The organism is Streptomyces neyagawaensis, assembly GCF_023516595.1.
Taxonomy (GTDB): domain Bacteria; phylum Actinomycetota; class Actinomycetes; order Streptomycetales; family Streptomycetaceae; genus Streptomyces; species Streptomyces neyagawaensis.
On sequence record NZ_JAMGBG010000034.1, the window covers coordinates 1 to 13,687 of the forward strand.

Below are 13,687 nucleotides of genomic sequence, written 5' to 3' on the forward strand. Positions count from 1 at the left end.
CCCTCGCCCGACGCCGCTACCGGTGACATGAGCGAGGGCCAGCCCACCGGGCGCCGTCGTCGTGCGCTGGCCAAGGCGGAGGAGCGGGCCGCCGCCGAGCCCGCCGGGCGTGCCGTCTTCGCGCTGCCGCCGGCCGAGGCCGACCGTGGCCCCGAGTACGCGCAGAACGCCGGGCTCGGTCCGGTGCCGGTGCCCGCGGCGCCGGGCGTGCCGGGGACGCCGGGTGCGCCGGGTGCGCCGGGTGCGCCTGCCGGAGCTGTGGCCGTGCCTTCGGTGCCCGCACAGGGGGCGCAGGGCGCCCCGGGGGCCCCGGGAGCAGAGGCGTACGACGGTGAGGGCGGCCAGGGAGCCGTGGCGGCCGGGGGGATGGTGCCCGCCGGTGGGGCCGGCCTGCCTGGAGGAGGCGCCGCGCTGCCCGCCGGAGGGGTCGTACCGCCTGGTGGGGCCGTACCCGCCGGTGGGCCTGTACCGATGATGGGGGCTGCGCCTGGCGGAGGACCGGTCCCTGCCGCTGGGCCCGTGCCCGCCGGGCAGCCGATGCCGGGGCCCGTGCCGCCCGGGGGGATGGTCCCCGCCTGGGGCCCGGTTCCCGTGCCGGGGGCTCCCGCCGCTGGTGCGGACGACGGGCGCCATGACGCCGCGCTGCACAACCCGGCGGACGACCACACCCCGCCGCAGCCGCACCCCCTGCCCACGCCGACCGGCCGCCGCCGCGCCGTCCGCCCCGCCGCACAGCAGGGCGACGCCGGGGCCCAGGTCGCCGCCGGGCAGCAGCCGGTGCCTGTCCAGGTTCCCCCGGGTCAGGGCATCCCTCCGCAGATGGTTCCCGGTCAGCCGGTGCCCGCGCAGGGTGCCTCAGCACCACAGCCGGTGCCCGCACAGGGCGTCCCGGCACCGCAGCCCGTCCCCGCGCAGGGTGTCCCCATGGCGGCCGCCCCGGCGCAGGCCGTGGCTCCCGGTCAGCCCGTCCCCGCCCAGGGTCTGCCGGGCGCCCCACAGCCGGTACCCGCTCAGGGGGTTCCCGGGGCCGCTGCTCAAGCCGCTGCCGCACAGGCCGGTGCCGTACCGCCGCAGGGGGTCGCCGGTCCGGCTCAGCAGGTGCCCGCCCAAGCCGTCGCCCCCGGCCAGCCCGTCGGTGGCGCGGCACCGGCGCCCGGTCAGCCCGTCGGCGCTCCCGGTGCGGGCGCGCAGCCCGTGCCCGGCCAGGGTGTCCCCGGGGCCGCCGAGCAGGTCGCTGCCGTACCGGCGCAAGGTGTCCCCCAACAGGGCGCTGCCGTACCGGCCCAGGGTGCCCCCCAGCAGGTGGCCGCGCCGGGACAGCCCGGCGCCGCGCAGGGTGCCGTACCGGGTGCTCAGGGTGCCCCTCAGCCGGTGCAGGCCCAAGGCGTGCCCGGCGGTGTCCAACCCGCCCCCGCCCAAGCCGCGACTCAGCCTCAGGCCACGCCGCAGGCGCAGCCCCAGTCCTGGCCCGACCCCGGTCATCACACCTCCGGCGCGGGTGTCCCCGTGACCGGTGCGCAGGCCCCCTTGCCTCCGCAGTCGACGCCGTCGTCGGGGACCCCGCTGCCGCCGGAGCGTGCCGTGCAGCAGCAGCCTCGTGCCGCGCAGCCGCTGCCCGCCGAGGCCGCGCCGACCGCCGGGCCCGTCGCCTCGCTCGACCCCAACTCGACCCAGGGCCGGGCGATCAGCGTGCGGACACTCGGCCAGGGGGTACCGTTCGCCCGCCAGGGCGCCCCCCAGGCGCAGGGTCAGCCGCAGCCGGGGTCCACCCCCGCTCCGAACCAGCCCGGCGGTTCCGGTCGGCGCCGCAAGCTCGGTACGCCGCCCGAACCCGCCGGTGACCGCCCCGAGTCGGCCGCGCGGCCCCACCCGCAGCCCGGACAGGCCAAGGGCAACGGCAGTGGGCAGACCCCGCTGCCCGCTCAACCGGGCCAGCCCTCACTGGCCGGACAGGTGCCGCTGCCGCCGCAGCCCTCCCTCGCCGGGCAGTCCCGGCTGGTGGGCAACACCGACGGGGCCGGGCGCTCGTACGCCATAGGGGCCCCGGACGAGAACGCGGACGAAGGGCCCGAGCCGCTGGACGGGCCCGGCGGGGCGGTGGAGGTTCCCGACCGGCCCCAGCCGCAGCCGATGGACGACGAGTTGCCGCCGGAGCCGCTGGACAACCCGCGCCGGCTGCTTGTGTGGCCCGCTCCGGACGTGCCCACCCACCAGGCGCTCAGCGAGCGCGGCTACCGGCCCGTCATCGTGAACTCGCGTGAGGACGTCGACGCGCAGATCGCCGCGTATCCGGCCGCCCTCTTCGTCGACCCGCTCACCGGTCCCATCACGCGTACGGCCCTTCAGTCGCTGCGCCAGGCCGCGGTGGCCGCCGAGGTCCCCGTGCTCGTCACGGCGGGGCTCGGCCAGGCGACACGTGACGCGGCGTACGGGGCCGACCCGGCCATCCTGCTGAAGGCGCTCGCGCCGCGTGACTCCGAGCAGCATCCGCCGAGGGTCCTGCTGATCGAGGAGCACGCGGAGATCGCGCTCGCCCTGACCGCCACGCTGGAACGGCGGGGCATGCAGGTCGCGCGGGCCGCGTCCGACGCGGACGCCGTCACGCTCGCCGCGCAGATGCGCCCCAACCTCGTGGTGATGGATCTGCTCCAGGTCCACCGGCACCAGGCCGGGATCATCGACTGGCTGCGGACGAACGGGCAGTTGAACCGCACCCCGCTCGTCGTCTACACCACCGCCGTCGACCAGGCCGAACTCCCGCGCCTCGCCTCGGGCGAGACCGTTCTGTTCCTCGCCGAACGCTCGACGAGCCCGGACGTCCAGACCCGCATCGTGGACCTCCTGGCCCGCATCGGCACGAACTGAGGCCGCCGACCACAGCACTTGGGGCACTGTTTCACGTGAAACAGTGCCCCAAGTCGTGCAAGTCTTCTCAGCCGGCCAGACGCCGGACCCTCAGATCCGCGTCACGTCCCTCAGATCCGCGTCACGTCCCTCAGATCTGAGTCACGTCCAGCTGACCATCCGCGTACTGCCTGCGCAGCACCTTCTTGTCGAACTTGCCGACGCTCGTCTTCGGGACCGACTCGATGATCGTCCAGCGCTCCGGGAGCTGCCACTTGGCGATACGGCCCTCCTCCGCAAGGAAGGACCGCAGCGCCGCGAAGTCCGTGCTGGCGCCTTCCTTCAGTACGACGGTGGCCAGCGGGCGCTCGCCCCACTTCTCGTCCGGCACGGCGACGACGGCGGCCTCGGCGACGTCCGGGTGGGCCATGAGGGCGTTCTCGAGGTCGACCGAGGAGATCCACTCGCCGCCGGACTTGATGACGTCCTTGGCGCGGTCGGTGAGGGTGAGGAAGCCGTCCGGGCTGATCGTGCCGACGTCGCCGGTCTTGAGCCAGCCGTCCTCGCTGAACTTGTCGTCGGGCCTCAGGTGCTCGGCGCCCTGGCCGCCGTAGTAGGCGCCCGCGATCCAGGGGCCGCGGACCTCCAGCTCACCGGCGGACTCGCCGTCCCAGGGGAGCCGCTCGCCGCCGGGGCCGGTGAGGCGGGCCTCCACGGAGGCGGGGAAGCGGCCCTGGGTGAGGCGGTACGCAAGCTCCTCCTCCGAGTCGGCCTCGACGTGGGCCGGCGGCCGGGCGATGGTGCCCAGCGGGGACGTCTCCGTCATGCCCCAGGCGTGGCAGACCCGCATACCGAGCTTGTCGAAGGCCTCCATGAGGGCGGGCGGGCAGGCGGAGCCGCCGATGGTGACCTGGGTGAGGGAGGAGACCTCACGTGGGCGGGCGTGCAGCTCGGCGAGCAGGCCCTGCCAGATGGTGGGGACGGCGGCGGCGTGGGTCGGCTTCTGCGTCTCGATCATCTCGGCGAGAGGGGCGGGCTGCAGGAACCGGTCCGGCATCAGCATGTTGACGCCGGTCATGAACGTCGCGTGGGGCAGGCCCCAGGCGTTCACATGGAACTGCGGGACGACGACGAGGGAGAGGTCCGCGTCCGTCAGGCCCATGGACTGCGCCATGTTGACCTGCATGGAGTGCAGGTAGATCGAGCGGTGGGAGTACACGACGCCCTTGGGGTCGCCGGTGGTGCCGGAGGTGTAACACATGGCCGCGGCGGAGCGCTCGTCCAGCTCGGGCCAGTCGTACGTGGTCGGCTTGCCGGCGATCAGGTCCTCGTACTCGTGCACCTGGACGCTCGCTCCGGCGAGCAGCGACCGGTCGCCGGGGCCGGACACGACGACGTGCTCCACCGGCTTGAGGTGCGGGAGGAGCGGCGCGAGGAGGGGGAGCAGCGAGCCGTTGGCGATGATCACCCGGTCCGCGGCGTGGTTGACGATCCAGGCGAGCTGCTCGGGGGGCAGCCGCAGGTTGAGGGTGTGGAGGACGGCTCCCATGGAGGGGATCGCGAAGTACGCCTCGACGTGCTCCGCGTTGTTCCACATGAGGGTCGCGACCCGCTCGTCGCCCTCGACCCCGAGGTCCTCACGCAGGGCGTGGGCCAGCTGGGCGGTGCGGGCGCCGATCTCGGCGTAGGAGCGGCGGTCGGGTTCCCCCTCGCCGGTCCATGTGATCACCTGCGACGTCCCGTGGATGACCTGCCCGTGGGCCAGGATCCTGGAGATCAACAGCGGTACGTCCTGCATGGTGCTCAGCACGGCGTCCTCCCGGGGCGGCTCTGCCTACGCGGTGGTAACGGTTGCGCTGATTCTGCTCACATACCGCGCGGTATGTCACTAGGTGCCGGGATGATCGATCAGAGAGCGTTACCTGAGGAGCTTGATCGCAGCCGCATGCCAGTGCCAACGATCGGGCTAGCGGACGGGTTCCAGTTCCGGGTCTTCGCGGAGCTTGCTGAGCGCGCGGGACACCGCGGACTTCACCGTGCCCACCGAGACGCCGAGGACCTCGGCCGTCTGCACCTCGCTGAGATCCTCGTAGTACCTCAGGACCACCATCGCCCGCTGGCGGGCCGGCAGCTTCATGATCGCCCGCCACATCGCGTCGTGCAGCGCCTGCTGTTCGGCCGGGTCCGGCGTGTGGACGCCGTCCGGCTCGGGCAGCTCCTCGCACGCGAACTCGTCCACCTTGCGCTTGCGCCACTGGGACGTCCGCGTGTTCAGCAGCGCCCGCCGCACATACCCGTCGAGCGCCCGGTGGTCCTCGATCCGCTCCCAGGCGACGTACGTCTTGGCCAGCGCGGTCTGCAGCAGATCCTCGGCGTCGCTCGGGTTCGCCGTCAGTGACCGGGCGGTCCGCAGCAGCAGCGGCTGGCGGGCCTTCACGTACGCCGAGAACGACGGGTACGACAGGGTCACCAGGGGCGGGGTCGGCCGGGTCCGCGTCGCCGGTACAGCGGCGTTCGAAGCGCTGGTGCAGACGAGTGTGGTCATGGCTCCACGCTAGGAGCGGGCCCGCCCCGGCGGATCGGCCGCAGGTCCCGAAGACGAATCCCCCTCAGGTTGTAGGAGTGGGGCAGACCCCACCTACTGGAGGTGGATGAACGGCCCCCATCCACTGAGGGTGTACCCCTGAGGAACGCCTGCCCGGACCGTACGGGTACGGGGTCGTCGCCGCCCTCACCCGCCCGTGCCCGGAGCACCGGCCCGGAGCACCGGCCCGGAGCACCGGCCCCGAGGGCGTGGCCCCCACCCACCGGCCCTCACCCGCCCGTGCCCAGTACCAGGCCCGAGGTCGGTACTCCGGTGCCCGCGGTGACCAGGACGTGTTCCGTGCCGGCGATCTGGTTGACCGCGGTGCCCCGAAGCTGCCGTACCGCCTCCGCGATGCCGTTCATGCCGTGCAGATACGCCTCGCCGAGCTGGCCGCCGTGCGTGTTCAGCGGGAGGCGTTCCTCCGCGACGTAGTCGGCCGCCTCCCCGGCCGCGCAGAACCCGAACTCCTCCAGCTGCATCAGCACGAACGGCGTGAAGTGGTCGTAGAGGATGCCCACGTCGATGTCGCCCGGCCCGAGCCCGGAGGTCCGCCACAGCTGGCGCGCGACGACGCCCATCTCGGGCAGCCCCGTCAGATCGGCGCCGTAGAAGCTCGTCATCTGCTCCTGGGCCCGGCCGGCACCCTGCGCCGCGGCGACGATCACCGCGGGCGGCTTCGGCAGGTCCCGCGCCCGTTCCACCGACGTCACGACGAGGGCCTGGCCGCCGTCCGTCTCCTGGCAGCAGTCGAGCAGCCGCAGCGGCTCGACGATCCACCGGGAGGCGGCGTGCTCGGCGAGTGTGATGGGGCGCCCGTGGAAGTACGCCGCCGGGTTCGTGGCCGCGTACTTGCGGTCCACCACCGCCACGTGCCCGAACGCCTCCGGGGTCAGCCCGTAGGTGTGGAGGTACCGCTGCGCCGCCATCGCCACCCAGGACGCGGGGGTGAGCAGCCCGAACGGCAGGGTCCAGCCGAGTGCCGTCCCCTCCGCCGACGGCTCGCGGTGCCGCACGCCGGCCCCGAACCGCCGCCCCGACCGCTCGTTGAACGCGCGGTAGCAGACCACGACATCCGCGATGCCCGTCGCGACGGCGAGCGCCGCCTGCTGCACCGTCGCGCACGCCGCCCCGCCGCCGTAGTGGACGCGGGAGAAGAAGGACAGCTCCCCGATGCCGGCGGCCTGCGCGACCGTGATCTCCGGGCTCGTGTCCATCGTGAACGTCACCAGCCCGTCCACGTCCGCGGGCGTCAGCCCCGCGTCGTCCAGGGCGGCCCGCACCGCCTCCACGGCCAGCCGCAGCTCGCTGCGCCCCGAGTCCTTGGAGAAGTCGGTGGCCCCGATCCCGACGACGGCGGCCCGCCCGCCGAGCCGGTCCTTCACCCGCACGCTCATACGACACCCTCCGCCGGGCTTACGACGCCCTCCGCCGGGACGGTGACGGTGACCGTCCCCGTGACATGTCGGCCGATCCCGTTCTCCCCCACGATCTTCACGGTGGCCGTGTCCCCGTCGACCTCCTCGACCGTGCCGGACAACACCATCGTGTCGCCGGGGTAGTTGGGCGCGCCGAGCCGGATGGCGACCCTGCGCAGGACGGCACGTGGGCCGAAGCAGTCGGTGACGTACCGTCCGACCAGCCCGTTCGTCGTCAGGATGTTCATGAAGACGTCGGGCGATCCGCGCCGCCGCGCCAGCTCGGGATCGTGGTGCACGTCCTGGTAGTCGCGCGAGGCGATGGCTCCGGCGACCACGAGGGTCCGGGTGATCGGGATCCGCAGCGGAGGAAGCCCGTCCCCGGCCCTCATGCCCGCACCCCTTCCTCCGCACGGAACACGGGCAACTCCAACTCCTCGTCGTACCGCACGAAGGCGAGCCGTACGGGCATGCCGATGCGCACCTTGTCGTACGGCACCCCGATGACGTTGCTGATCATCCGTACGCCCTCTGCGAGTTCGATCAGGCCGACGGCGTAGGGGGGATCGAAGGCCGGGAAGGGCGGGTGGTGCATGACGACGTACGAGTGGACGGTGCCCTCGCCGCTCGCCTCGACGGTGTCCCACTCGGGCGAGCCGCATGCGTTGCACCCCGGCAGCCAGGGGAAACGCAGCGTGCCGCATCCGGTGCAGCGCTGGATGAGGAGGCGGTGCCGTGCGACGCCCTCCCAGAAGCCGGCGTTGTCGCGGTTGACGACGGGGCGGGGGCGGCGCGGGGGCGGGTCCTGTGGCGGGGCCGCGGCGCGGGGCGCGTACTTGAGGATCCGGAAGCGATGGGTACCGGCGAGTTCGCCGCCGACGCGGACGTCCATGCGGGTGGTGACGAAGTACCCGGTGCCGAGTTTGGTGGTCTTCCGGTCCGACACCGACTCGATGACCGAGTCGAAGCTGATCTCGTCCCCGGGGCGCAGCGCCCGCAGATACTCCTGCTCGCAGTCGGTGGCGACGACGGAGGTGTACCCGGCGCCGTCGAGGAGGGCGAGGAGTTCCTCGTACGCCGATGAACGCGTCTCGTGTCCGCTCAGCCCGCCCATCGTCCACACCTGGAGCATGGTGGGCGGCGCGATCGCGTCGGGTCCGGTGTACGCGGGGTTGGTGTCGCCCATGGCCTCGCACCAGTGCCGGATCATGGGCGAGTTGACGGGGTCCTTGCCGAGGCCACCGCGTACGGCGGGGCGCCCCTCGTAGACCTTGAGTCGCACGGACAGATCCTCGACCACCACGCCACGGCCCCCTCCGGAGGTTTCTGACTACCCGTCAGATTGAAGGAAGGGGTGGGGGAACTGTCAATACGCCGGCGCGGCGGCGAGGAGACTCCGCGCCGATCCGGTTGCGCGGGTGCACGGCGGCGCGGGGGCGCGGGGGCACGGAGGCGCGGGTGCGCGGGTGCGCAGCGGCGCGGGGCACGGAAGCGCGGCGGCGCGGAAGCAACGGACCGTCCGGCCGCATCCATATATGACGTCAAACGCCTGTGCGGCGGCACCGAAGTACCGCCGCACAGGCGCACCACACCCCACAAACATGTCCCACACCCGGGGAGGCGGCCCCTGAGCCACGAGGCCCGGACCCGCCCCCCGTCGGCTCACCAGATGGCGGTGAAGCCGAGGACGGCGTTGTTCTGGTCGAGGGCCGTGAGGCCGGAGCCGTTGACCTGTGCCGTGTTGTTCTGGTTCGAGGTGCCGGACCCGACGGCCTGCTGCTGCGAGGTGGACGAGTTGCCGCTGTCGTCCCCTCCGACCCCGCTGCCGAGGATTCCGCCGTTGGCCGCGTTCGATCCGTTGTCCGCGCCGACACCGCTGCCGGCCGCCGCGGCACCGCCGAAGAGAGCGACGGCGAGCCGCAGGGCCGAGACGGCGGCCAGAACGCGGGCAGCACGGATGCCTGCCATGCATGTCCTCCAGGACGTTCCCAAGTACGAGGCGCGCCGGTGCGGTTGGCCGACCGCTCCGGTGCTGGTCATCGACGTTGCGCAACCAGAGTTGCCCACCGAATCCCCGGCGAACCACCCCGGAAGCCCCCATTCCCCCTCAAGCGTGAGGACTTGTCGATAAACGCTCTTGGATCAAGGAACCCCCAGCTCAGCATGGGGATGGCCACCCAGACCCCCTCAAGATCAAGCGGGGCAAGGGCCGAAGCGTCGCGACATACGCCCTGCCGCCGGCCGAGGAGACGGCCGAGCACCCATACCCCGAACCCTCTTCCCTTTATCGAACGTACGTACGAACATAGAGGCATGGCCACCAAGGACCGGCAGGCCACCACCCTGGCCCTGGCACACGCCCTCTCCGCCGCCGAACGCGGACTGGCGGTGATCCCCCTGTCCCGCTCAAAACTCCCGGCCCTGCGCTCACCCCACCGCGACGACCCGACCCCCACCCCCTGCCACGGCGAATGCGGCCGCTTCGGCCACGGCGTGTACGACGCCTCCACCGACCCCCGCCGCATCCGCGCGCTCTTCGCCGCCGCGCCCTGGGCCATCGGCTACGGCATCGCGTGCGGTCTCCACCCCCACCATCTGATCGGCGTCGACCTCGACACGAAATCCGGTACGGACTCCTCCGCCGCCCTCCGTGAACTGGCCCTGCGCCACCTCTTCACGATCCCGGACACGGTCGTGATCCTGACCCCCAGCGGAGGCCGCCACCTGTGGCTCACCGGCCCGCCCGACGTCGTGGTGCCGAACTCGGCGAGCCGTCTCGCCCCCGGCATCGACATCAGGGGCGCCGGCGGCTACCTGGTCGGCCCCGGCTCCCGCACGGACCACGGCGTCTACGGCACGGTCCCGGGAACGGCCCACCTCCCGCCGGCCCCCTGCCCCTCCGCCCTGCTGCGACTGCTCCTGCCGCCGCCGACCAGGGAGCCCCGAGCGGGCGGAGGCGCGGCCGGTAGGCCGGGCGGCCGGGGGCTGGGCCGTGGCTCCGGCTTCGACCTGGGCGGCGGGATCCCTGCTGCTGACGGCCGTGGCCACGGAGAATGGCGAGGCCAAGGTCATCCCCGTGGTCACGACCACGGCCACGGTTTGATCCACTTCGTCCTCACGGCCCACGAAGGGCAACGCAACACCCGCCTCTTCTGGGCCGCCTGCCGCGCCTACGAGAACGGCCTCGGCCCCGACCTCGCCAACGCCCTCATAGACGCCGCGATCCACACGGGCCTCACGGAACGCGAGGCCCGCTCGACGGTGGCGTCGGCGGCACGGATGTCGGGGCGGAGGGGGTGAGACTCGGTCGCGGAGCACTCGTAGCAACCGGCGTGAGACCGGCGCCCCGAATTGCGGGCGCCGGTCTCACGCGGCTGAAGCTCACTGGGGGTCGCCGCGGGCACGGGTACGCCTCACAGACCTGCTCGGCACCGGCCGAACGGCAACCGACCGCATGCATCGCCCATCACTCGGCGTCCGCGCCACTGCGGGCTACCGACCCATTGCGGGCTACCGACCACCCATGCCCCTTACCTACCGCGGAGGCGGCTCTTCCCGGCCGCCCGGGTCCGTCTGGCCTGTCTGGTCCGTGCCCAGCTGCTGCTTGAGCCGGTCCTGAGCGGTGTCGACGTGACGCCTGTGCTTGCCCTGGGTCTTCTCGTCGACGAAGTCACCGGCCCGGTCGACGCCCTTGCCGGCCTGCTCCTCATGGCCCTTCAGCATGTGCTTGAGCTTGTCCATCACAGACATCGCGGCTCCTTCCGCTGTTCGCCGTCCTCTCCAGAATCAGGGCCCGTCCTCCACCCCGCATCCGGAGGCGCGGAAGGGGCGCCCCGCACACCGGGACACCCCTTCCACCCAGCGAGTTCACCGGAACGCCGCGCGGGGCGTCCAGCGAGGCGCGCGGCGCCGGCGGCCGGGCGTACCGCTCACCCCGTACCGCTGACGCCGGGCGCGACGAACCGTCGGTGCAGCGGGCTGAAGACGATCTCGGGCGCCCCCGTGAGGCCGGCCTTCTGGATCGCGGGCGCGAGCCGCTCACCGAAGAACTCCTCGAACGCCTCCTGGGAGTCCCACACATCCGTCACATGGAACCCCTGGTCGTCGAACCAGGCCACATGCATCTGCCCCCCGGCCGCCGGCTCCTCCTCCCACCCGACCGCGTCCCGCACCGTGTCGTACTGCTCCGGCGTGACCCCCGCCCAGTGCATCGACAACACCACAGCCATGCCAGGCCCCCTTCAGCTGATTTCTCGCCGATACCGGCACGGGGATCGTTCCAGCCACCGGGTTCCGCGCGGCAGAGCGTGCGGACGCACACCGGCGAGCGGCCAAGCCCCCGTACGCTCGCCCGGCGCGGCTCTGTGTGAGCCCACGGGCTTGTGCGATACGAAGGCGTCGCATGGCCTCCCATGGTGTCCGGAATAACACGGTTTTCCCGAGGGGAGTGTGCTGCCCGCCACAGCGGGCCGGAGACGCGTAGGCTCATACTGAGCCATGACAAAGCCCGCGGCACCGAAGCGTCATTTGCCCACCAGCCCGTTCAAGGCCCCGGTCGCACCGGCTCCCAAGCACTTCGCCCTGGGCGATCAGGTCACGCACGACGTGTACGGACTCGGCCGGGTGGTCGGCATCGAGGACGGAATCGCGGCGCTCGTCGATTTCGGCTCGGCGCAGGTGCGGATCTCGAGCCCGTACGCCAAGATGACCAAGCTGTAGAACCGCTGTGCCCGGTCACGGCACACCAGGTCCTCTCAGGGACCTGTAACGAAAGGCAGACCTCTCATCGACCAGACGTCGCTGTTCTCCGCCGTGGAAGGGCAGCCCAGCCGTCCCGCCACGGTATCGCCGCCTCCGACGACCGACCCGTTCCGGGCCCCGGACTTCGGAGAGGACGAGCCCTACTGGCCCGAGGACGCCGAGGACCCGGCCCCGAGCCCCGTTGCCCGGCCGACCCGGTCAGCCCGGCCTCCCAAGGCGGCCTAGCGCCCACCGCGCAGAAGAAGGGCCCCTGACCATCCGACATGGTCAGGGGGCCGTTCACGGTGCGCCCGGCGTGCCCGGTGTGCCCGGAGCGCCGCATGGCACCGGTAATCCGGGCCCCCGGCCCCCGACCACGCCGCAGTAATCACCGCGCCTCGTCCCCCGCCGCGCCGGCCCGTTCATCACGGTCGCCCGAGCGGGAAGAGTCCAGCGGTGCGAGCACATAGGCGGCGATCATTCCTGCCACGCTCATCAGGCAGTTCAGGTAGACGTCCAGGGTGGGCGCGGCGCCGTTGACCGCCATGATCAGAACGATCCCGGTCACGAGCACGGCGAGAAACGTCGTGTAGTGGCGGCGCAGCGACATCCTGAGGTCGATCGGCATGTGCGGTCACCTTCCTCTTCCGATCCTCGGCTTGAGATGTAGGCCAGTTGACCAGGCACCGCTCCACGCGGTCCAGGGATTCCGGCAGAGCCCGAAAGTCCTGGAAGCTTCGGCGGAATTCGGGCTTCTTCGGCGGGATTCGGCGAAGTTCGACGGCCGCCCGGAGAGAGTGGGACGATCACGGTCGTCGACCGATCACACGCATCGAAGCCGATCACCGTCATCGGACCGGATGACGGTGATGGGACCGGATGACGGTCGTCGCGCCGAAAGACGGTCGTCCGAACCGAAAGACGGTCGTCCGAACCGAAAGACGGTCGTCCGAACCGAAAGACGGTCGTCGGAACCGAAAGACGGTCGTCGGACCGGGCGACGCTCTCAGGGGGAACCATGAACGTCCACGCGGGCGGTGTGCCGCCGGCCGTGCGTCGCTTCGCGGCGGAACTGAGCCGGCTGAGGATCACTGCGGGCACCCCGCAGATCACGACGATCGCCGCGCGGGCGCAGTGCAGTCCGTCGACGGTCTCCGAGGCCCTCAACGGGCGCCGTCTGCCCGGCGAGACGGTCACCCGCCGCCTGGTCGCCGCGCTGGACGGGGAGTGGAGCCAGTGGCAGTCCCTGTGGCGCGAGGCCAGGACGGAGCTGGACAGGCTCAAGCGGGAGGGACCCGAAGCACCGGTGGAGGCGCTGAGGGCGGAGATGGTGCGCTACCCGGACCCGTCGTCCTTCTACCGCGCCTCCGCCGCGCGCATCCGGGCGGCCCGCCGCGAGATCCGGCTCACCTATGTCCGACGGCACCCGCCCAGCCACTGGGGAGCACCGGAAGTGGCCGAGTACTACAGCACGGTGCTGGACTGGGCGAGGGACCACTCCGGAGAGGGCGCGAGCGCCCGGCGCATCATCGGCGTCCCCGAGCGCGACGGCACACCGGAGCCGGCCTACTTGCAGTGGCTGCTCGACCACCAGAGGGAGACGGCGGACATCTACGCCTACGAGGCGCGCGTCATGCCCTGGACCGCGTCCTGCGCCTGGCACAACACCGGCCTCGTGGACGACTCCGTCACGTTCATGTCCTTCTCCGGAGCCGGCCGCCAACAACTGACGGGCTTCAGCGTCGAAGGCCCCGCATTCCTGAGGTACTTCGCGGACAGCTTCGACCAGGCGTGGGGCGCGCTGGAACCCCTGGACGTGTACGCGACCCGGCACAGCCGCTGACTGCCCCACCGCCGACCAACTCCCCACCCTCACCCGGCCACCACATCGGACGCACCGTCCTGCCCACCGGAAAACATCAGCCAGGCACCGCCGTTGATCGCGCCGAGAGACACCAACGCCAAACCATGCCGCAACAACCGCATGCCCCCGTCCCAGTCATGCGGAGCCCCAAAGACCAGCCAGGCCGCCAGCCCAATACCGCCCACCACACCCACGATCCCGCCCGCACGACGTAAACCAATACTCATGAGTACATGA

General features: G+C 72.2%; 14 protein-coding genes. 4 read left to right on the plus strand and 10 right to left on the minus strand.

What is annotated here, in order from left to right:
* A partial coding sequence (locus M8J73_RS16910) for a response regulator (RefSeq protein WP_505016639.1) occupies window positions 1-2,865 on the plus strand: 2,865 nt, incomplete at its 5' end.
* A gap of 130 nt (window positions 2,866-2,995) precedes the next feature.
* Here the strand turns inward: M8J73_RS16910 and M8J73_RS16915 are convergent.
* The 6 genes from M8J73_RS16915 to M8J73_RS16940 all read right to left on the minus strand — a co-directional run bounded on the left by M8J73_RS16915 (window position 2,996) and on the right by M8J73_RS16940 (window position 8,814).
* Complete coding sequence (locus tag M8J73_RS16915) at window positions 2,996-4,654, minus strand: long-chain fatty acid--CoA ligase (RefSeq protein ID WP_079054790.1); 1,659 nt, start codon at window positions 4,652-4,654, stop codon at window positions 2,996-2,998.
* 156 nt (window positions 4,655-4,810) lie between these two features.
* Window positions 4,811-5,389: a SigE family RNA polymerase sigma factor gene (locus M8J73_RS16920; RefSeq protein ID WP_055538403.1), complete on the minus strand. Its 579-nt coding sequence runs from the start codon at window positions 5,387-5,389 to the stop codon at window positions 4,811-4,813.
* A gap of 269 nt (window positions 5,390-5,658) precedes the next feature.
* Window positions 5,659-6,825 carry a lipid-transfer protein gene (locus tag M8J73_RS16925; protein ID WP_055538402.1) on the minus strand — a complete coding sequence of 389 codons (1,167 nt, stop codon included), beginning with the start codon at window positions 6,823-6,825 and terminating at the stop codon, window positions 5,659-5,661.
* Window positions 6,822-7,238 (minus strand): MaoC family dehydratase, encoded by a 417-nt coding sequence (locus M8J73_RS16930; RefSeq protein ID WP_055538401.1) that lies wholly within the window; start codon window positions 7,236-7,238, stop codon window positions 6,822-6,824. The genes M8J73_RS16925 and M8J73_RS16930 overlap by 4 nt, the downstream gene beginning before the upstream one ends.
* Window positions 7,235-8,134 carry a bifunctional MaoC family dehydratase N-terminal/OB-fold nucleic acid binding domain-containing protein gene (locus M8J73_RS16935; RefSeq protein WP_283946728.1) on the minus strand — a complete coding sequence of 300 codons (900 nt, stop codon included), beginning with the start codon at window positions 8,132-8,134 and terminating at the stop codon, window positions 7,235-7,237. Before M8J73_RS16935 ends, M8J73_RS16930 begins: the two co-directional genes overlap by 4 nt.
* A gap of 374 nt (window positions 8,135-8,508) precedes the next feature.
* Window positions 8,509-8,814, minus strand: coding sequence for a hypothetical protein (locus M8J73_RS16940; RefSeq protein ID WP_055542908.1), 306 nt, complete (start codon window positions 8,812-8,814; stop codon window positions 8,509-8,511).
* 345 nt (window positions 8,815-9,159) lie between these two features.
* Here M8J73_RS16940 and M8J73_RS16945 point away from each other — a divergent pair, with 345 nt between their 5' ends.
* Window positions 9,160-10,146 (plus strand): bifunctional DNA primase/polymerase, encoded by a 987-nt coding sequence (locus M8J73_RS16945; protein WP_249828773.1) that lies wholly within the window; start codon window positions 9,160-9,162, stop codon window positions 10,144-10,146.
* 234 nt (window positions 10,147-10,380) lie between these two features.
* Here the strand turns inward: M8J73_RS16945 and M8J73_RS16950 are convergent, their stop codons facing one another.
* Window positions 10,381-10,596, minus strand: a complete 216-nt coding sequence (locus M8J73_RS16950; RefSeq protein WP_055521759.1) for an antitoxin — start codon at window positions 10,594-10,596, stop codon at window positions 10,381-10,383.
* 179 nt (window positions 10,597-10,775) lie between these two features.
* Window positions 10,776-11,075: a hypothetical protein gene (locus M8J73_RS16955; RefSeq protein WP_249828774.1), complete on the minus strand. Its 300-nt coding sequence runs from the start codon at window positions 11,073-11,075 to the stop codon at window positions 10,776-10,778.
* Between the two features lie 268 nt (window positions 11,076-11,343).
* Here M8J73_RS16955 and M8J73_RS16960 point away from each other — a divergent pair, with 268 nt between their 5' ends.
* Complete coding sequence (locus M8J73_RS16960; RefSeq protein ID WP_055521757.1) at window positions 11,344-11,565, plus strand: hypothetical protein; 222 nt, start codon at window positions 11,344-11,346, stop codon at window positions 11,563-11,565.
* Between the two features lie 409 nt (window positions 11,566-11,974).
* Here M8J73_RS16960 and M8J73_RS16965 read toward each other — a convergent pair whose 3' ends face one another.
* A complete protein-coding gene (locus M8J73_RS16965; protein WP_249828775.1) occupies window positions 11,975-12,214 on the minus strand; it encodes a hypothetical protein in 240 nt (79 codons plus the stop codon).
* A 390-nt stretch (window positions 12,215-12,604) separates the two neighbouring features.
* Here M8J73_RS16965 and M8J73_RS16970 point away from each other — a divergent pair, with 390 nt between their 5' ends.
* The gene (locus M8J73_RS16970; protein WP_249828776.1) at window positions 12,605-13,429 is read left to right on the plus strand and encodes a helix-turn-helix domain-containing protein; all 825 of its coding nucleotides are present in this window, start codon (window positions 12,605-12,607) and stop codon (window positions 13,427-13,429) included.
* Between the two features lie 29 nt (window positions 13,430-13,458).
* Here M8J73_RS16970 and M8J73_RS16975 read toward each other — a convergent pair whose 3' ends face one another.
* A complete protein-coding gene (locus tag M8J73_RS16975) occupies window positions 13,459-13,677 on the minus strand; it encodes a hypothetical protein (protein ID WP_249828777.1) in 219 nt (72 codons plus the stop codon).
* Between the last annotated feature and the right edge of the window lie 10 nt (window positions 13,678-13,687).